At 70.5% G+C, this 18,847-nt stretch carries 16 protein-coding genes and 1 pseudogene; 10 read left to right on the forward strand and 7 right to left on the reverse strand.

Going from position 1 to position 18,847, the window contains the following annotated elements; all coding sequences use genetic code 11:
• Nucleotide 1: 1 nt before the first annotated feature.
• Nucleotides 2–1,036, reverse strand: coding sequence for a questin oxidase family protein (locus K2224_RS33210; protein WP_221910863.1), 1,035 nt, complete (start codon nt 1,034–1,036; stop codon nt 2–4).
• 536 nt (nt 1,037–1,572) lie between these two features.
• Here K2224_RS33210 and K2224_RS33215 point away from each other — a divergent pair.
• The 10 genes from K2224_RS33215 (at nt 1,573) to K2224_RS33260 (ending at nt 12,634) form a co-directional block, all read left to right on the forward strand.
• Nucleotides 1,573–3,291, forward strand: coding sequence for a WD40 repeat domain-containing protein (locus tag K2224_RS33215; RefSeq protein ID WP_221910864.1), 1,719 nt, complete (start codon nt 1,573–1,575; stop codon nt 3,289–3,291).
• 8 nt (nt 3,292–3,299) lie between these two features.
• A complete protein-coding gene (gene ribA / locus K2224_RS33220; RefSeq protein WP_260693632.1) occupies nt 3,300–4,010 on the forward strand; it encodes a GTP cyclohydrolase II RibA in 711 nt (236 codons plus the stop codon).
• Complete coding sequence (gene ribD, locus K2224_RS33225) at nt 4,007–5,140, forward strand: bifunctional diaminohydroxyphosphoribosylaminopyrimidine deaminase/5-amino-6-(5-phosphoribosylamino)uracil reductase RibD (protein ID WP_221910865.1); 1,134 nt, start codon at nt 4,007–4,009, stop codon at nt 5,138–5,140. The genes ribA and ribD overlap by 4 nt, the downstream gene beginning before the upstream one ends.
• 65 nt (nt 5,141–5,205) lie before the next feature.
• A complete protein-coding gene (locus tag K2224_RS33230) occupies nt 5,206–6,150 on the forward strand; it encodes an SUMF1/EgtB/PvdO family nonheme iron enzyme (protein WP_221912115.1) in 945 nt (314 codons plus the stop codon).
• A 6-nt stretch (nt 6,151–6,156) separates the two neighbouring features.
• Nucleotides 6,157–7,242, forward strand: a complete 1,086-nt coding sequence (locus K2224_RS33235; protein WP_221910866.1) for a glycosyltransferase family 4 protein — start codon at nt 6,157–6,159, stop codon at nt 7,240–7,242.
• 73 nt (nt 7,243–7,315) lie between these two features.
• Nucleotides 7,316–8,248, forward strand: coding sequence for a nucleoside hydrolase (locus K2224_RS33240; RefSeq protein WP_221910867.1), 933 nt, complete (start codon nt 7,316–7,318; stop codon nt 8,246–8,248).
• A 28-nt stretch (nt 8,249–8,276) separates the two neighbouring features.
• The gene (locus K2224_RS33245; RefSeq protein WP_221910868.1) at nt 8,277–9,701 is read left to right on the forward strand and encodes an MFS transporter; all 1,425 of its coding nucleotides are present in this window, start codon (nt 8,277–8,279) and stop codon (nt 9,699–9,701) included.
• A complete protein-coding gene (locus K2224_RS33250; protein ID WP_221910869.1) occupies nt 9,698–10,513 on the forward strand; it encodes a hypothetical protein in 816 nt (271 codons plus the stop codon). The genes K2224_RS33245 and K2224_RS33250 overlap by 4 nt, the downstream gene beginning before the upstream one ends.
• On the forward strand, nt 10,500–11,933 hold the full coding sequence (locus K2224_RS33255; RefSeq protein WP_221910870.1) for an NCS2 family permease: 1,434 nt from the start codon (nt 10,500–10,502) through the stop codon (nt 11,931–11,933). The genes K2224_RS33250 and K2224_RS33255 overlap by 14 nt, the downstream gene beginning before the upstream one ends.
• A gap of 44 nt (nt 11,934–11,977) precedes the next feature.
• A complete protein-coding gene (locus K2224_RS33260) occupies nt 11,978–12,634 on the forward strand; it encodes an HD family hydrolase (protein ID WP_221910871.1) in 657 nt (218 codons plus the stop codon).
• Between the two features lie 55 nt (nt 12,635–12,689).
• Here the strand turns inward: K2224_RS33260 and K2224_RS33265 are convergent, their stop codons facing one another.
• The 6 genes and pseudogenes from K2224_RS33265 to K2224_RS41015 form a co-directional block, all read right to left on the reverse strand.
• Entirely contained in the window at nt 12,690–14,765 is a 2,076-nt protein-coding gene (locus K2224_RS33265; RefSeq protein WP_221910872.1) for a SpoIIE family protein phosphatase, read from the reverse strand.
• A gap of 292 nt (nt 14,766–15,057) precedes the next feature.
• Entirely contained in the window at nt 15,058–15,555 is a 498-nt protein-coding gene (locus K2224_RS33270; RefSeq protein ID WP_313904815.1) for a DUF488 domain-containing protein, read from the reverse strand.
• 90 nt (nt 15,556–15,645) lie between these two features.
• Nucleotides 15,646–15,954: a hypothetical protein gene (locus tag K2224_RS33275; RefSeq protein WP_221910874.1), complete on the reverse strand. Its 309-nt coding sequence runs from the start codon at nt 15,952–15,954 to the stop codon at nt 15,646–15,648.
• Between the two features lie 702 nt (nt 15,955–16,656).
• The gene (locus tag K2224_RS33280; protein WP_221910875.1) at nt 16,657–17,907 is read right to left on the reverse strand and encodes a glycosyltransferase; all 1,251 of its coding nucleotides are present in this window, start codon (nt 17,905–17,907) and stop codon (nt 16,657–16,659) included.
• A 110-nt stretch (nt 17,908–18,017) separates the two neighbouring features.
• Nucleotides 18,018–18,173: a hypothetical protein gene (locus K2224_RS41010; RefSeq protein ID WP_260693941.1), complete on the reverse strand. Its 156-nt coding sequence runs from the start codon at nt 18,171–18,173 to the stop codon at nt 18,018–18,020.
• A gap of 284 nt (nt 18,174–18,457) precedes the next feature.
• A pseudogene (locus K2224_RS41015) lies at nt 18,458–18,811 on the reverse strand (FAD-dependent monooxygenase); the annotation flags it as partial.
• Nucleotides 18,812–18,847: the final 36 nt, after the last annotated feature.

The raw sequence follows: 18,847 nt of genomic DNA on the forward strand, positions 1-18,847 counted from the left end.
TTCAGAAGGAGCCGGTTTCGCAGCGGCGGACCCAGTCGGTGGCCGCGGTGGCGTACACCGGATCGGGGCTGAGGGCGTCTTCGCGCCGGCAGGCTTCCACGTATTTGATGGCGTGCGGGTCCTCGCTCCGCACGGCCCGTTCGGCGAGCGTGACGTAGTCCTGGACCGGCTCCTCGGGGTGGTGTTCGCGTCGTCCGGTGCCGTAGGCGCTGCGGATGGCCGCCGAGAACCGGACGGCGGCGGCGACGCTGGGCCAGTGGAGTTCGGTGGGCAGGCTCGGCAGGGCCAGGCGCACCGCCGCGGGCGTGGTGAGCGCGTGGACGAAGGCCATGGGCGTCTTGTGCTCGTCGGTGAGATAGCTGCCGGCGGCGGCGCGGGTGAGCCGGCTCAGTGCCTGCTCCGCGTCGCCCTCGGGGAGCAGGGAGTCCACGGCCGGTGCGAAGTCCGGTTCGAGCCAGACCGATTCGAGGCGGATCCGGAAGATCATGCCCATGCCCTGGTCGCTGCGGAGTTTCGGGACGGCCTCCCAGGTCTGGGCCAGGTCCCGGGCACGTGGTGTCGAGGGGGCCTCGGGGAGTTCCTGGTAGCGGGCGGCCCAGTAGCCGAGCCCATGGGCGAGTTCGTCGACCCGCCACGGGGTGTGGGCCTCGGTCAGCATGCGGACCGCGTGCCCGGTGCGGATGACGCCGTGCCCGCCACCGGCGGCGAAGCCCGGCAGCAGGCGTGGCCACCAGCGGGCGAGGACATCGGTCCAGGCGGCGCCGTCGAGTTCGCGTCGGAAGAATTCGGTCCAGTCGCCGAGGAGACGCATGTTGCCGAGGGCGGGGCGCCAGTTGTCGTGGGTGATCTCGTGGAAGTGCCCGTAGGTGTCGTCGTAGAGGAGCTTCCGGTAGGAGGACACCCACGCTCCGATCGCCGCGGTGTGCCCGAGTTTTCCCAGCGCCTCCGCAGCCATGGGCCCGTGGTTGCTGACACCGGGGCCGAACTCCGGCCCGGAGCCGCTGAGGTACTGCAACGCGCCGTCCAGCTCGTCCACTGTGCCCCCTCAAAAGATCGCTTCCTCTCCATGGAAGGGTGAGGTGCGGCTGCCCCGTGGGCAACATGGCCGATGGACATTGGCTGATTCCCGGGCGGCCGGGGTGCCGGCGTCCGTGGTCCCTGCGACGTGACCGGACGGATTTCAGCAGGGCGGGTGAGGATCGACGGCGGGGCGTATGCCGCAGGTCTATGCAGGCCGGACCGGGCCTCGCCACCCCCGAGTTGCTGCGATCTTGGCTCGATTCCGCGATCACGGCGCGCTGGTGGAGATATGTGAAATCGAGACAGTTGCCTTTGCGGTGTTGACGTGGGAATTTCGCCAAAACTAAAGTCCGTCCTCGTCCCGCATGCCGTGCTCGCTCATCTCCGCACGGCTCAAAGAAAGTTGTCACAGGCACTTGGCGAATTGTTCGTCTTTCCTTCACTGACTATTCGGTCGGCGGACTTCATCCGCACCACCAATGTGGCGTCATCGCTCCGGGTGCGTACCCCTTCCCGTCTGTTCGGGCTGACACGTGACGACAAGGAGAGTCCATGATCAAGCACACCTCGCCGATCAGTGGGATCGATGCTCACGGCGATCTTGTGGTGACTGCCGGATACGACAACCGGGTCATTCTCTGGAATGCGAAGACGCGCACCGCCATCACCGAGGCGCGCCACGACCATCTCGCGAACCAATGCCGGTTCTCCGCCTCCGGCCGTATCGTCGTGACGTCCAGCAGCGACTATTCCGCGCGTTTATGGTCCGTCCCCGACCTGCGTCTCATCACGGTCCTCACGGACCAGAAGGACGACGTGGAGATGACCGTGGTCTCACCCGACGAGACCCGGGTGGCCACCGCCTCGCGTGACCACAACGCGCGGATCTACGACCTGGACGGTCGGCTCATCCACCGCCTGGAAGGGCATCGGGCCGACGTCCTGTCCGTCGAATGGGTGCGAGACGGCACCGAGTTGGTGACCACCAGCGACGACGGCACGGTACGGCGCTGGGACGCGGCCGGCGGATCCCAACTGAGCGTCATCGACCTGGGAGAGGTCGAGACGGACACGGTCGCGGTCCTCGGCGTGGACCGCTTCGCGCTCGGCAACGACGAAGGGGAACTGATCCTGATCGACCCGTCGGGCACCAAGCGCCACCGTGTCCACGACGCCGGGATCAAGCGCCTCGCCCACGACGCCGAGAGCGGCATCCTGCTCAGCTCCAGCTACGACCGCACGGTGCGACTGTGGCACTTGGAGCAGGGCGCGGACCCCGTTCACCTCCTGACCAGCCAGGTGCCGGCCGATGTCTGGCTGCGTTCCTGCGCCAAACTGGACGCCACCCGCTGGGTCTTCGGGACGTTCGGCTCCAGTTACGCGGTCTTCGACCGGGAGACCGGTGACTGGGACCTGTCCGCCGTGGCACCCACGCCAGGACTGAACGCGGTGGCGAGCACCCCTCTGGGGCGGTTCACGGTCGGCGACAGCGGCACCGTCCGGCGCGACGGCGAGGCGGTCGCCGAACTCGGCAGCTGCTGCAACTTCGTCGTCCCCGTCGCCGGCACGGTCGTCAGCGGCGGCCAGCTCGGCGCCCTGTACGACGCGACCACCGCAACGATGCTGTACCAGCACCGCTCCCCGCTCAACTGCGCTGCCGTGCACGCGACTTCGGACGGTGAAACGCTGGTCGTCGGCACCTACACGGGTGAGGCGCTGGTGCTGCGAGACGAGGCGGGCGCCGGGCTGAAGCTGGTCGGCGAGCACCGCATCCAGGACAACGCCATCAAGGGCCTGGCCATCCAGGGCGACGTGCTCTTCAGCGTCTGCGCCACGGGCGCCGCACGGTGGCACTCGCTGCCGGACCTCCGGCTCGTCGCCGGCAACGACGAGGCGCACGCACGCATCGCCAACGGTGCGGCGGCCCTACCGGACGGGCGGTTCGTCAGCGTGAGCCGCGATCTGACCCTGCGGATCTGGACCGCTGTCGGCGAACGCCAGGCAGTGGTGCCGACGCCACACCGCAACAGCATCAAGTGCGTCGCGGTCGACCCGCACACCAGCCTGATCGCGACCGGCGGATACCACGGCCGGGTCGCCGTCTACGACCCCGCCTCCGGGCAGTGGGTGCGCGACGAGCGGCCGACGACCGCCGGCATCTCGGCCCTGACCGCGGCCGATGAGCCGGGGTGGTTCCTGGCCTCCTCCTACGACGGCCGCGTGTACGAGATCGCCGCCCCGGCCGCCGTGAACTCCCGCCGGAGCAGGTGAGCCACCCGATGACGCCCTCTGAGGAGACCGCGCAGGAGACCGCCGAGGAGACCGCGGTGGCGCGGCTCGCCAGTGCCCCCTTACCGGTCGGCTCCACCCTCATGCAGCTGACCGTCTTCGGACAGGTCGGAACGGACGGCCAGGAGACCGAAGAAGTGGTCACCCTGCGGACCATCGCCCCGCGCAGCGAATCCGTCGCCCCGCCACTGGCACGGATCCACAGCGCCTGCTTCACCGGCGACGTCCTCGGTTCCGAGAAGTGCGACTGCGGACCCCAGCTGTCCGCTGCCCTGAACGCCATCGTCCAGTCGTCCAACGGCGTTCTCGTCTACATGCTCCGCCAGGAGGGCCGCGGCATCGGCCTGGCCAACAAGATCCGTGCCTATGCGCTGCAGTCCGCCGGACACGACACCATCAGCGCCAACCTCGCCCTCGGCTTCCCCGCGGAAGGCCGGAACTTCCGGACGGCCGCCGACTGCCTGCGGCATCTGGGCATCAGCCGGGTCCGGCTGATGACGAACAACCCCGAGAAGGTCGGACAGCTCACCGCCGAGGGCATCGTGGTCGAGGACCGCGTCCCGCTCGGAGGCTTCCGCACCCCCTTCAACGAGGCGTACCTGGAAGTCAAGGACCGTCTGATGGGCCACCTCGACGCCCTGGGCACCGCCCGTCCGCTCACCGGACTGCCGCTGGGCGTCTCGCCACAGGGGGCACCGTGACGGCCGACGCGCCCGACGACGCACAGACCTACGCCGAGGAGGAGCGGGCCGCGATGCGCCGCGCCGTCTCGCTGGCCCGGCGCGGGCTGGGCACCGTGGCTCCCAACCCCGTCGTCGGGGCGGTGGTCCTGGACCGGGCGGGCCGACCGGCCGGCGAGGGCTGGCATCGCAAGGCCGGCGGGCCGCACGCCGAGATCCACGCACTGCGCGCCGCGGGACCACTGGCCGAGGGCGGCACCGCCGTGGTCACCCTGGAACCGTGCAGCCGGCAGGGGCGCACCGGCCCCTGCACCCGGGCACTGCTCGACGCCGGGATCCGCCGGGTCGTCTACGCCGTCGCCGATCCCACCCTGGCGGGCCAGGGCGCGACGGCACTGCGCCGAGCCGGAGTCGAGGTCCGCTCCGGGCTCCTCGCCCGGCAGGCCGCGGAGGTCAACCATGCCTGGCTGGCCGCCGCGGTCACCAAGCGTCCACACGTCACCCTGAAACTCGCGGCCACCCTCGACGGGCGGATCGCGGCGCGCGACGGGAGCAGCCGGTGGATCACCGGCCCGGAGGCCCGCCGGGACACCCATCTGCTGCGGGTCCGAACCGACGCGATCGCCGTCGGCAGCACCACGGTCCTGGTCGACGACCCCCAACTCACCGCCCGCGACACGGCCGGCCGCCCGCGACCGCGGCAACCGGCCCGGATCGTCTTCGACCGCCGGCTGCGCACCCCCGTCGACGCGCGCCTCGCCTCCGACGGCGCCGCCCCCACCTGGATCCTCACCACACGCACCGCGGGGGAGGGGCGCCACGGCACGGCCGAACTGCTCACGGTCGCTCCCGGGGAGCACTTCCTGACCGCGTCCCTGCACGCGCTGTACGACCGGGGGATCCGGTCGCTCCTCGTCGAGGGCGGGGCCACACTGGCCGGCGCCCTGCTGGGCGAGGAACTGGTGGACCGGATCATCTGGTACAGCGCCGCCCGACTGCTCGGACAGGACGGCGCGCCCGCCGTGCGCGATCTCGACATACCGTCCTGCGCCGCGGCGCCGGGCTTCCGCATCCTCGGCACCCGGCGGCTCGGCGAGGACCTGCGCACCGTACTGGAACCGGAAACCGTCCGCGGGAAGCAGGAGACGTGACGTCCCACATCGCGCACACCAACCTGGTCGACGCCGACATCAACTCCCTCACCGACAGGGCGGCGATGGGACTGCCCGAAGGCTACGTGGAACCCAGAGCGGAACGCCTGGCGCACTTCGCGCAGGTCGCCGGCACCCCGCCCGCCCGGCTGGCCGACCTCGTCGAGGACGCGGCACTCCCGCTCGAACACCGCCTGGCGGCCGGCACCGCACTCGCCCTCGTGGGCGACCCGCGGATCGACTGGGAAGCCCCGGAGATGCTGCCGGTCCCCGCCGGTCGCGCGCTCCTGGGCACTCCGGACAGCGAGGTCGACGCACTGCACGCCGACTCGGCCCAGTTCGGTGTCCAGCGGTCCTGGGTGGCGAAGGAATGCCCCCGCCACACGCTGCCGATCGCGGCCTTCAACATCGCCAAGTATCCAGTGACGAACGGGGAGTTCGCGGTCTTCCTGAAGGACACCGGTCATCCGGAGCTGCCGAGCAACTGGAACTACGGCCGCTTCGATCCCGCCGCCGCCAACCACCCCGTCTACACGGTCACGGCCGAAAGCGCCGACGCCTACGCACACTGGCTCGGCCGCCGCACCGGCCGCCGCTTCCGGCTCCCCACCGAACAGGAATGGGAGTACGCCGCAGCCGGACCGGAAGGACTGCGCCACCCCTGGGGCGACACCTTCAGCGCCCAGGCGGCCAACACCCTGGAGACCGGCCTGCTGATGACCAGCCCCGTCGGCGCCTTCCCCGAGGGCAGGTCCTGGTGCGGAGCCCTGGACATGGCCGGCAACGTCGAGGAGTACACCAGCAGCACCTACGGCCCCTACCCGGGTGGGGAAATCGTCCACGACGACCTGTACCGCAGACTGGGGGCCTACCGCATCGCCCGCGGCGGGGCCTTCAACCGCTTCCGCGACCTGGCCAGATGCCAGCGCCGGCATGGTCCCTACCCCCGCTCGCTGTACGCGATGGGCTTCCGGCTGGCCGAGGACGCCCAGGCATCCGGAAAGGAGTGACGAGCGGTGCGCATCCTCCATGTCCACTGGACCGGACTGCCGGTCACCGGTGGCGTCGAGACCCATCTGCACGCGGTCGTCCGCCAACTCGGCGCCCTGACCCGCGACATACGGGCCGTGGTCGGCACCCGCCGGTCACCCGGCTGCGACTACGATCCCGCCCTCGACATCGCCGAACCCTTCGTCCCCGCCCGCGCCGCCGCACTCGCCGAACGGTGCCTGGAAGCGGACATCGTGCACTGGCACAACCCCCAGTGGCACAAACCCGAGGTCGTGACCGCCGTCGCGGACCGGCTGCGGGAGCGCCGATGGCGCGGCCACCTCGTCCTCGACCTGCACAACATCGACGAACAGCCGGAACAATGGGAGTTCCTCGCCACCCTCCCCGGGCCGGTCGTCGCCCACTCCGCCTTCGTCGCCGACGAGGTCCGGCACCGGCTGTCCGATGCCGACGTCACCACCCTCGCGCTCGCCCTGCCGCTGGAGGAAGAACCCTTCCGACTCCCGGGCGAAGGACACCCCACCGTTCTCCAACCCAGCAGAATGACCCGCTGGAAGGGCTCCCACCTGAGCCTGGAGGCGTCGATGTCCCTGCTGGACGAGGGTGCCGAACTGCACTTCGTACACGCCGGAACCCAACACCTCATCTGGCCCCCGGGCATCCCCCGTGCCCTCCTCGAACGCGCCGAAGCCTGGCAGGAGAAGGGACGCGTGCACTTCACCCACTACCGTCCCCCGCAGAGCTGGGCCGCGATCCGCGCCAGCGACATCGTGATCCACCCCACCGTCGACCGGGGCGCACACGGAGAGCCGTTCTCGCTGTCCGTCGCCCAGGCCGTCATCTGCGGACGCCGCATCCTCGCCAGCGACTCCGGCAACCTGCCGTTGCTGCTGGCCGACTACTCGGCCGCCACCCTCGTCCCCGCCGGCGACGTCCAGGCACTGACCAGCGCACTCAGGGACGCCGTACACCGGCCCCCGGTCGTACCCACGGCCGGCGACCGCGCACTGGCCCAACGCCTCCGCGACGGCTTCGCCACCGCCGGCCGAAACCACCTGACCTACTACCGAACCCTCGCCGCCCAGGCATGACGAGGCCACCGCCCGCGCCCGCGACACCGTCACCCATCCGCCACAGCCTTCGTACCGGACACCTGGAGCCTCCATGCCCACCCCCATCATCCTGGACTGCGACCCCGGCCACGACGACGCGATGGCCATCCTGCTCGCCGTCGGCGACCCCCGCGTCGAGCTGAAGGCCGTCACCACCAGCGCCGGCAACCAGACCGTGGAGAAGACGGCCCTGAACGCACGGCGCATGTGCTCACTGGCCAAGGCCCTCGACGTGCCGGTCGCCGCCGGCTACCCCAAGCCGCTCACCGGCAAGCTGCTGATCGGCGACGACGTACACGGCGAAACCGGCCTGGACGGCTGGGACTTCCCCGAACCGGAGGTGCCGCTGCACTCCGCGCACGCCGTGGACCTGATCCACAACCTGCTCTCCGACAGCCCCGAACCCCTCACCCTGGTCGTCACCGGACCCCAGACCAACATCGCCGGACTCCTCGCCCGCCACCCGCAGGACAAGGAGAAGATCAAGGAAATCGTGTGCATGGGAGGAGCCACCCATCGCGGCAACACCCAGCCCTACGCGGAGTACAACATCCTCGTCGACCCCGAAGCCGCCCACGAAGTGCTCGCCAGCGGCGTCCCCCTGACGTACTGCGGCCTCAACGTCACACACCAGGCACCCGTCACCCGCGAGGTGCTCCAGCGGATCACCGACGTGGGCACCCACATCAGCAAGGCGTCCGCGGCCCTCCTCGGATTCCGCTCCAGCACCTACGACCAGATCTGGGACCTGCCCGACGCGCCCCTGCACGACCCCGTCGCCGTCGCCCGCGTCCTCGACCCGACCCTCGTGGAATGCGTCGAAGCCCCCGTCTCCATCGAGCTCCATGGTGAGTTCACCCGCGGCGCCACCGTGATCGACCTCTACGGTGTCACCGGAAGGACCCCCAACGCCCGGGTGGCGACGCGCCTGGACACCGAACGGTTCTGGGACGTGTTCATGACGGCGCTCACCGCCCTGGGCTGACCCGTCGACCTACGGAGGCTGACCGACCGTGCCCGTTTCCCCCGCTCCGACGCCCGGTGCCCGCTTACTGACGGCACTGGCCGGGGCACAACTGCTGGTGGCGCTCGACTTCTCCATCATCTACGTCGCGCTGCCCGGCATCGGGGCCGGCCTCCACTTCTCCGCCGTCGCCCTCCAGTGGATCGTGAGCGCATACGCCATCTTCTTCGCCGGTTTCCTGCTGCTCGGTGGGCAACTGGCGGACGTCTTCGGCGCCGGCCGGATCTACCTCACCGCCCAACTGGTCTTCGCCGCCTCCTCGACCGGTGCCGCACTCTCGACCTCCGCCGCGGTACTGATCGCCGCCCGGGTCGGCCAGGGAGTGGCCGCGGCCCTGCTGGTACCCGCGACACTGGGCCTGCTCAGCTCCGCCTACCCGGCAGGGCCGCAGCGCGACCGGGCGGTGAGTGTCTGGGGGACCACGGGCGCCGTCGGCCTCGCCCTCGGCGTCACGGCCGGCGGCGGCATCCTCGCCGTCGCCTCCTGGCAGTGGATCTTCTGGCTCAACCTCCCCATCGTGGCGCTCTGCCTGCTCACCGCCGGCACCGCACTCCGCTCCCCGGCAACCGGAACACGCACCCCCGTCGCCACCGCCGCCACACTCTCCGCCTGCGCCGCGGTCGTCGCCCTCGTCCTCGCCTGCACCGAACTCTCCCGCACCCGCCCCGCCCTCCCCGTCGTCGCCGCCGCGCTGGCTGTCGCGGTCCTGGCCGGCGGCCTCCTCGCAGTCAGCCAGACCAGGCGCAGGCCGCTCGTCCCCCGGCCCCTGCTGCGCGTACGAACCCTCCAAGTCGCCTGCCTGGCCGCCGCGTTGTACATGGCCAGCTTCGGCGCCGAGTTCTACCTCGTCACCCTCTACCTCCAGGAAGTCCGCGCCTACACCGCGCTCGCCGCCGGCCTGGCCTTCCTCCCGCTGGCCGGCGCCATCACCGTCGGGAACACGGTGGCCGGCCGACTCGCCGGCCGGATCCCGCTGCGACGGCTGCTGTCCACGGCGTTCCTCACCGGCGCGGCCGGCCTCCTGGGACTCGCCCTGGCCGTCGGCCTGGACGGCGGATACCTCCTCGGCCTGCTGCCCGGCCTGCTGCTCAGCGGCTTCGGCCAGGGCATGGCGTTCACCGGCATGTTCATCACCGGGACCCGCGACCTCCCCCAGGCGAGCAACGCGACCGGGAGCGCCCTGGTGACCACGGCGCAGTACATCGGCGGCTCGCTCGGCCTGGCGCTGCTGGTCCTGCTCCACGGGGAGCACCCGACGGCCCCCGACTTCGTCCTGACCTTCAGCGTCACCGCGGTCATCGCCACGGCGGCCGCGCTCTCGGCGCTCTTCCTCCTCGTCCGCACCGGGCGAGCGCCCGCCCCGATGTCCCGACCAGACCAGACCTCAGAGCCCAGGACCGGAGGCCGTCGATGACCGCTGCCCGCCTACTCGCCAGGACCGAACTCCTCCCGCAGGCCCGGCACACGGTGGACGACTTCGAGAAACACCACGACACCTACTTCAGCCACCTGGTCCACTTCGACCCCCGACTGCTGGAGGCGCTGCACGCCCCGGGCACGCTGCCGGACACCGTACGCGTCGCCTCCACCGGCCGTTCCGGAGTGATCGAGCGGATGGCCACCGTCACCGCGGTCGCCAACCTCCCCCAACAGCGCGTCGCCGACCGCAGCCGCTACCTCCGGGCACTGCTGGACATCTACGGAATGCTGCCCATCCAGGCACAGCACAGCGCATCCGCACCCGGTACGACCGTCATCGCACCCGAACGCGAGGGCCGCATCCTCGCCGAACGCCTCGGCGTCCTGCCCCACCGGCGGGGCTGGACACCGCACGCCAAACGCATGCCGGTGGACGGCGGACTGCTCGTCGGCGTCGACGCCTGGCTGCCCTCGCCGACTGACCGACTGGTCGTCGTCGACGGCGTGGTGGCCAGCGGCGTCACGCTCATGGCGATGCTGCAGCTGACCCTCCGGCCCGGAGCCCACGCCGAGATCTTCACCTGCCACGCCACCCGCCAGGGGGCACTGGCCCTGGCCAGGTACGCCGAACAGCTGGAGGTCACCCTCACCCTCCACGTCGGCCATGTCTCAGGGACGCTGAACGGAAAGTTCTACGCCGTCCAGCCCGACGATCCCGACCGGGTGCTGCTCGGCGACGTCGGAGACACCATCAGCCCCCTCACGCCCGCCTTCCCGCCCCGCGGACCGCGACGTGACCACGCCTGAACGGCCCGGACTCCGCGCCAAACCGCCGTCACCCGCACCCGAGTCCGTTCCCGGAGCAGTCGACCGGTACTTCTCCCTGAGCACACGAGGCTCGACCTGGCGCCGCGAGATCGTCGCCGGCGCATCGACCTTCCTGGCCCTGTCCTACATCGTCGTCGTCAACCCGGCCGTCCTCGGCCGGGCAGGCATTCCGCACGCCGCCGCCTTCTTCGCCACGGCGGCCGTCGGCGGCCTCGCCACCATGGCCATGGGGCTCTGGGCCAGGCTGCCGTTCGCGGTGGCACCCGGCATGGAGATGAACGCGATGGTCGCCTTCTCCGTGGTCGGCACCCTCGCCTACACCTGGCCCCAGGCACTGGGCATGGTGTTCTGGTCCGGCATCGCCATGCTCGCCGTATCCCTGCTACGGCTGCGCGAAGCCGTGATCAACGCCATTCCGCCACAGATGCGTTCGGCACTCGCCGCCGCGGTCGGCACCTTCATCGGCCTCGTCGGCCTGCAGATCGCCCACCTCGTCACCACCTCCCACGGCCGGCTGTCCGGACTGGGCGACTGGACCGGGCCACCGGCCGTTTCCCTCTACATCGGCCTCACCACCGCCCTGGTCCTGGACGCCCTGGGCGCACGCGCCACAGCGATCCTTTGCGGCATCGCGGCCGCCGCCGTCTACTGTGCCCTCGCCGGCATCCGCACCCAGACCCTCCACGACGGCATCCACGGCAGCGGGGCCGCACTGCTCCGCTTCGACCTCACCGTCGTCGCCGACCCCAGGGCCTGGAGCGTGGTCCTGGTGCTGTTCGCCCTCGACTTCTTCGGCAGCATCGCGAAAGTCGTCGGCCTGTCCGCGCACACCCCCTTGCAGGACGGCAACGGAAAGGTGCCCGGCATGCGCCAGGCACTGCTCGTCGACGCCGGCGCCACCGTCGCCGGATCCGCAGTCGGATCGTCCAGCTTCGTCGCGTTCGTGGAGAGCGCGGTCGGTATCCGCGCCGGCGCCCGCACCGGGATCGCGGCACTCGTCACCGGACTGCTCCTGCTCTCCTGCCTGTTCCTCGGCCCGTTGCTCGCCCACATACCCGTCGAGGCCACCACCGGCGCGCTGGTCTTCGTAGCGGTCAAAATGCTCACCGCACCCCTCCCGGACCGAACCAACCGGCCGAACCGAACGAACCGACAGGCTCCGACCGACCAGCCGACCCCAACCGGCCGGCCGGACCCACCGGACCGCCTGGGCCCGGCCGTCACGGCGACCGCCGTCGGCGTCACCCTCGCCACCCTCGCGATCGACCAGGCCATGGCCGCCGCCTTCCTCGTGACCACGGCCGCCGGCCTCCTCGGCCGCCGCCGACCCCACCCCGCTCTCTGGGTGACGACAACGGTCCTCACCGCCAGCGTCCTCCTGCAGTACCTCAACCTCTGAACAGAATCGGAACAGCGCACGCCACCGCGTCAAGGAGCCTCCCCATGCCCAACGACGACACCGCCCGCCTCGCCGAGTCCATCACCCAGCCCGACGGCACCCCCGAACGACTGCGCCGCCAGATCGAGTTCATCATCGAAGTGGACCGGCTCAAGGACGTCTTCCGCCGGAGCCCCCTCCTCGCCGCCGACCGCAGGGAGAACGACGCCGAGCACTCCTGGCACCTCTCCCTGATGACCCTCGTACTCGCCGAATACGCGGACGAGCCCATCGACACCGGCAAGGTCCTCGCCCTCGTCGTCCTCCACGACCTGGTGGAGATCTACGCCGGAGACACCTTCCTGTACGACACCGCGGCCGCCGCGGACCAGCGGGAACGCGAACAAGCCGCAGCGGACAGGCTCTTCGCCCTCCTGCCCACCGACCAACAGGCCCACTTCCGCTCCCTATGGGACGAGTTCGAAGAACGCCGCACACCCGAAGCACGCTTCGCCAAGGCCATGGACCGACTCCAACCCCTGCTCCTCAACTACGGCAACCGCGGCGGGACCTGGCGCACCCCGGGAGTGACGGAGCAGGACGTCCTCACCCGCAAGTCCGTGATCAAGGACGCCTCCGCGGACCTCTGGCGCTACGCACAGGACCTGATCCACACCGGAGCCGACAACGGCTGGGTCCCGCGCGCCGACCCCACCACCTGACACCAGTCGGACCGGACCTCGGTCAGCCCGGCTTCAGCGGTCCGACTGAACAGCGCTACCGGTCCTGCACACGGGCGATGAGGAGGGCGACGTCGTCGTGGTTGTCGGGGTGGCGCAGCGCTCGCAGGAGATGGTCACAGGTGTCCTCGATGGGGCGCCGGGGATCATCGAGCAGGGCGAGGAGTTTCTTCAGCCGGTCGTCGAGGTGCTGGTGCCGGGTTTCGACCAGGCCGTCGGTGTAGAGGATCAACTGGTCCCCGGGGGAGAGGTCGAAGGTGGTGGTGCGGAAGGCGACGCCACCCACCCCCAACGGCGCGCCCGTCGGCACTTCGAGCAGCTCCGGATCCCGGCCGGTGCGTACGCGGACGGGAGGCAGGTGTCCGGCGTTGGCGATCTGGCATCGCCGGCGGTGGGGATCGTAGATGACGAACAGGCACGTGGCGATGTAGTGGACGAGGCGGGCCGTGATCTTGTCGAGCTGTTCCAACAACCGGTCGGGGGCCATTTCGAGTTCCGCCAGGGTGCTGGTCGCGGTGCGCAGCCGGCCCATGGTCGCCGCGGCGTCTATGCCGCTGCCCATCACATCGCCGACCACGAGTGCGGTCTTGTCGCCGTCCAGGGGGATCACATCGAACCAGTCGCCGCCGACCTCGCTCGCGGCTCCGGCCGGCTGGTAGCGGGAGGCGACCTTCAAACCCACGGCGTGGGGCGGGTGGTCGGGCAGCAGGCTGCGCTGGAGCGTGACCGCGGTGTTGCGCGCGTTCTGGTACCAGCGGGCGTTGTCGATCTGCACGGCCGCCCGGGCCGCCAGCTCGCGCGCCAGGACGACGTCGTCCTGGGTGAACGGCAGCGGATTGCGGGTGCGTTTGAGATCCAGTGCGCCGAGCACCTCCCCGCGGGCTGTGAGCGGTACCGCGAGATAGGAGTGGAGTCCCGCCCGGGAAAGGAGCGCGGCCGCCTCGTCGCTGCAGGCGATACGGCTCAGGTCCCGTTCGTCCACATGGCGCACCAGGACCGGACGGTCGGAGCGCACGCACTGGGTGACCAGGCGGTCCGCGCCGTACCGGGCGATGTGTCCGGGCGGGTCGGCGGCGCGGAGGGCTTCGGTGGGGTGGTCGGTCTTGACGGCGAGGGCGCGGATGACGATCGGGCCGCTGGGCGAGACATGGGCGCGGTCCCCTTGCAGGACGTCGTCGAGCAGGTCCACGGCGGCGATGTCGGCGAGGTCGGGCACGACGACCTCGGCCAGTTCGCAGGCGGTCCGGTCCAGTTGCAGGGTGGTGCCGATGCGGGCGGAGGCGTCGACGAGAAGGGAGAGCCGACGACGGGCGCGGTCGGCCTCGATCTCCGCGAAATACCGCTCGGTGACGTCCATCACGGAGATGACCACACCCAGCGCGGTCCCCGTGGCGTCCTCCAGCCGGTGATAGGAGACCGACCAGGCGTGGTCCTCGTCCGGGGCTGCCGGAGTACGGCCGACGGAGGGCTGATCGATCAGTGGGGTCCCGGTGTCCAGAACCTGGCGCACCGCGGACTCGATGTCATCGACGTCCAGGAACGGCAGGACCTCGCCGACCGTCCGGCCGAGGTGTGCGTCGGCGGGTATGCCGTTGATCCGCTCCAGGGCCGGGTTGACCGCGACGTACCGCAGTTCGGTGTCCAGGACCGCCAGCCCGTAGGGCGACTGCGAGACCATCTGCACCGACATGGCCCGGTCCCGCTCCACCCTGTGCACGGCCGCCCGGTCACTCGCGATGCCCAGGGCGTAGACGTCTCCGCCGCCGTCCATGAGGCGCATGTTGCGGAACTCCACCACCCGCGTGCTGCCGTCCTTGTGCCGGACCGGAAACGCGCCGGCCCACCCCTGGCCGGTCGACATCACCTCGTCGAACAGCTTGATCACCGTGTCGAAATCCCGCTCGTGGACCATGAGCTGCCCCGCGTACTGGCCCAGCGCCTCCTGAGCGGTGTAGCCGAACAGCTCCTCGGCCTGCGGGCTCCACAGCACGATGCGCCCCTGGGCGTCCAGCACGACGGCCGCCACGCCCAGCACGTCCAGCAGCCCGCTGGGCTCGAACGGCCCGGACGCCGACGCGCCGCCTTCCGCCCACAAGGATCCGGCAGTGCTCATCCCGGGCCCGCCTCCGCCGTCCACGGTCTCCACTGACTTCCATCGTCGCCCCGGACCCGCCGATAGCCCAGTCCTTGCCGGCCGGACGTGACATCGGGCCAGGCGCAACGTCACGCAAAGTGGCCACATGACCGCCCTGCGGCGGCAAACCGCCGGGCGGTGACCCTGCCCCTGGGTCGCCGACCAGGCTCCCTCGACACGATCCCAAGGCGACATTCCCCGCCACCGACTTCAACTCCCCGTGATCCAGCGGGAACCGGTCGCGGACCGGACTGCCGGCCGTCGGCCGGCGTCAGCCGGGCAGGAACTGCTGGCCCGCGTCGTAGACCAGCACCCGGCGCTCGGGCCACAGCCGCGCCTCCGGGCTGGGCAGATGCGGGCGCAGCGTGCCGTCGTGCATCAGGTGCAGCACCTCGACCTGGCGGGCGAGCACCAGGAAGTCGGCGATCAGTTTGCGGTGACAGCGCCACCACACGGTCTCGGCGCACATCACCGCGGTGCGCTCCACGGCGGCGTCGGCGAGCAGATCGTCGACCGCGGCGAGGAACTCCGCGGAGCGCATGTGCGCGGCGTACCCGGCGAAGGCCCGGTTGCGCAGTGCGGTATCGGGTGTGTCCGGCCGTGCCGTCCGCCGACCACCGAGCCGCTGCTCCCAGCGGTACGCGATGCCGCCCTGCGGCAGCCACCGCTCCATGGCGTGGCGCCCGGCGTCGGGATTGTGCCGACTGCCGGGCGCCCTGCGCACATCGACCAAGCGGCGCACCTCGGCCCCCTGCAACAGGTGCGTCATCTCCGCGGCATCGGCCGTCCCATGGCCGAAGGTCAACAGGAGCATGGCGGCGGCGGGCCTGAGGGGCGCGCTCCTGCAGACTCGGTCGACCTACTTCTCGTCGTGGCCGGCCTTGCCGGAACCGAAGGAGTCGTTGCAGCCCATGTCCGAGCCCATCGTGGTGCTCTGGGCGCCCGGGGAACCCTCGCCGCCGAGCGCGTCGCCCAGCAGGCCGTTGGCGATCCCGACCTCACCGAGGACGTCGACGTTCAAGTCGTGCGACCGACACTGGTTTCCCTCGCTGATGCCGGACTGACTGCCGCCATGTCCGCCCATCCTGGCGTGGGCGGTGCCGGCACCGAGGGCGCCGAGGGTCCCGAGGGCGGCGAGCATGACGGCAGCCTTGTGAAGCTTGCGCATTTCATCTCCGTAGATTGAGGCGGATGCGATCGGCGATTGATCGACTCCCTGCGGTGCGAAAGATTAGTGGGTCTATCGTTTAACCATGGAGTGACTCGCCGGATTCCACGATTGTCGGGAAAATTCCTGCCCGGACGCCGTCCGAGTCGGTTAATACTATCGATCTTATTTATAAGGGCTCTGGGATTTCCCGTTCTGCACTCACGGCATTACGGGTGTCCGCCCGCTCCGATCGCCGCACGGTAAGCGGAAAAGCTGCGGATGCAATGCTGCAGGCATATGCGTGTCCTTGCCTGCCGGGCATGCAGTGGCCCCTTAGAGTTGGCTCGCGGCCCGGGCTTGGTCGTCGTCCCCATGGGTCGTGAGTGCCTGCTGGACTGTGTACTCGGGGTATATCGCCGGCACAAGGCACTTCTGCAGTCCCCGGCTGGCGCTGGAATCTCCCGAACAGGGCGAGTCGGGGACTGCTGCCTCGCAGCGATACCTGACCTCGACCGCTCTCGGCATTTATAACGCGACGAAGACGAACCTTCCGGAGCGGCCTGCCCGGCCCGCACCGCCGGAATAGGGCGGGGCATGGGAAAAGGGTCGTCAGCCGGTTTTTCCGTAGGTATCCGAGTGCGCCGCTGACTTCGCGCATGCGGATGTGAACGGTGCAGCCCGGCGCGGGGCCGCGCGCCGGGCTCGGGGGTCATATGTGGTTCACCGGGAGACCGGCTGCCTTTCTCGGTCCACCGTGTCGCGCAGCAGGTTCGCGGCCACCGTCGCCCCGTCGGTACGGATCAGGCCCGCCATGTGCTTCGCCTGTGCGCGGGTCTGTGGGGACAGGACCGTCTTGAGGGCGGCCGACAGGGACTCGAAGGTCGGGGTGGGGCCGTCGTGCGCCGCGCCGATGCCCAGCTCGGCCACCCGGGCTGCCCAGTAAGGCTGGTCCGCCAACTGCGGGACGACCACCTGGGGCGCGCCGGCCCGGGCGGCCGTCGTCGTGGTGCCTGCGCCGCCGTGGTGCACGACGGCGGCCACTCGGCGGAACAGTGCCTGCTGGTTGACCTCGCCGACGACGAAGCAGTCGTCCCCTCCATCGGTCAGCGCCAGATCGGCCCAGCCTCGGGAGACGAGTGCGCGGCGGCCCTGTGTGCGGATTGCTTCGATGGCCGCTCGGGCGACGTCCTGCGCATCGCGTATGGGCATGCTGCCGAAACCCACGTACACCGGTGGTGTGCCGGCGCCGAGGAACGCCTCCAGGTCGGCCGGGAGCGGGCGTTCGTCCAGGCGGATCCAGGCACCGGTCTGCACCACGTCGAGGTCCGAAGGCTGCAGCCAGGGGGCCAGGTTGGGGTCCGCCGCCAACCACGGTCGGTCCGTGAAGATGTGGTCGCGGACGTTGTCCACCGGGGGCAGGCCGATCGATGTGCGGTGGGTGTTGACCGCCGCGCCGAAGAGGGCGTTCATGTTCTCCGTGTTCAGGTCCCACAGCACCTGGTTGTCCGTCACGTCCGGCGGGAGCGGCCGGCCCGGCCACACGAGCGGCGGGTGGTGCGGCGAGGGCAGGTAGGTGGGGAAGTAGGCCACGAACACGTAGGGGATGCCGAGTTTCTCGGCCGCCGACCGTGCGGCGGCCGCCGCGGGGATCAAACCGGTCGCCACCACGGCGTCGCATCCCTCGGCCACCGTGGCGATCTGCTCGTACGTAGCGGTGACCATCTGGGCCGCGCGTTCGGAAATGCCAACCCCCGGCGCCGGCTTCGTCGTCCCGGTCATCGCCTTGGTCGCCATCTCGCGCACCGACTGGCCGAGCGGCACCAACGGGAGGCCGAAGCCGTCCAGCAACTCCCCGAAGTCGGGCGGCGCGCACATCTGCACCTCGGCGCCGAGTGATCGCAAACTCACCGCGAGGCCCACCATGGGCTCGACGTCCCCACGCGACCCGTACGCCAACAACAACACACGCATATCCCGACTCCCATGCCCTTGCGTTTCGGCTTCGGTCGGCGATTCTGCGGTATGACGGGGGCCTTGCCGCAAGCCCCCCGGTACGCTATATGTTGATCTTGGCCGAGCTTCTACGCATGCTCCGTGCCCGTGATCGAGGTCAGGACCTCGTCCAGAGCGGTGGGGTCGCCGCCCGTCCGGGAGCGCCAGTCAATGAAGCCGTCGAGGTGTGCCTTACGCAGATCGATGCTGGGCGAGCCGCCCACCTTCCGTGCCGCGCTTCGCACCAGTCTTCCCCCGCGGTCCGGCCAGTACCGCGAAGCGGGAGGCGTTGAGGTCCAGGGTGGATACCTCCGAGCCGTTCAGCCAACGGTGCGGAACGCGCGACCCCGACGCTCCGTCCAGGCTCGCCGCGACGTCCTCCGTCGACGGGACGTCCGCGACCGGGCCGGCGCGCGTCCGCGGCCGGCGGGTCCCAGTGCGGCCGAGGATTCTCCCAGCGCAACAACGCCTGACGCGAGACCAGTTCGGCGACCGCGTGGCGCTCTTCGTGGTAGCTGTCGAGCAGGCGGTCGCCTGCCTGGCCGGCCCGCACCATGGCCAACTTCCAGGCCAGGTTGCGGGCGTCGGCCATCCCGGTGTTCAGACCGAACGCTCCCAGAGGTGTCACGGCCCGTGCGGCGTCACCGACCAGGAAAGCCCGCCCGGACCGGAAACGTTCTGCCATCCGTAGGGTTCCGCGCCATGGCAGCACGCTGAGGATCTCCACCGGTATGTCGGCCGCTCCGACCGCCGTGTGCACCGCTTCCGTGCAGTGCTCCGCGGACAGGCTTCCGTCCGGGGACGGCCGGGTGTGCAGCACCCAGCGCCGCTCGCCCACGGCCGGCAGGGTGCCTGCCACGTCGGGATGGTGGATCTGCGTCATGGCCGGCAACGCCCCGAAGCGGCCGATGAGATCGGC

It is taken from the genome of Streptomyces sp. BHT-5-2 (assembly GCF_019774615.1).
Classification (GTDB): Bacteria; Actinomycetota; Actinomycetes; order Streptomycetales; family Streptomycetaceae; genus Streptomyces.

Bases quoted from the DNA above. Each gene is read 5' to 3' on its own strand.
- K2224_RS33270 (WP_313904815.1), bottom strand. From the start codon at position 15,555: ATGACGCACCTGTTGCAGGGGGCCGAGGTGCGCCGCTTGGTCGATGTG.
- K2224_RS33240 (WP_221910867.1), top strand. From the start codon at position 7,316: ATGCCCACCCCCATCATCCTGGACTGCGACCCCGGCCACGACGACGCG.
- K2224_RS33250 (WP_221910869.1), top strand. From the start codon at position 9,698: ATGACCGCTGCCCGCCTACTCGCCAGGACCGAACTCCTCCCGCAGGCC.
- K2224_RS33265 (WP_221910872.1), bottom strand. From the start codon at position 14,765: ATGAGCACTGCCGGATCCTTGTGGGCGGAAGGCGGCGCGTCGGCGTCC.
- K2224_RS33215 (WP_221910864.1), top strand. From the start codon at position 1,573: ATGATCAAGCACACCTCGCCGATCAGTGGGATCGATGCTCACGGCGAT.
- K2224_RS33280 (WP_221910875.1), bottom strand. From the start codon at position 17,907: ATGCGTGTGTTGTTGTTGGCGTACGGGTCGCGTGGGGACGTCGAGCCC.
- K2224_RS33275 (WP_221910874.1), bottom strand. From the start codon at position 15,954: ATGCGCAAGCTTCACAAGGCTGCCGTCATGCTCGCCGCCCTCGGGACC.
- ribA (WP_260693632.1), top strand. From the start codon at position 3,300: ATGACGCCCTCTGAGGAGACCGCGCAGGAGACCGCCGAGGAGACCGCG.
- K2224_RS33260 (WP_221910871.1), top strand. From the start codon at position 11,978: ATGCCCAACGACGACACCGCCCGCCTCGCCGAGTCCATCACCCAGCCC.
- K2224_RS33230 (WP_221912115.1), top strand. From the start codon at position 5,206: ATGGGACTGCCCGAAGGCTACGTGGAACCCAGAGCGGAACGCCTGGCG.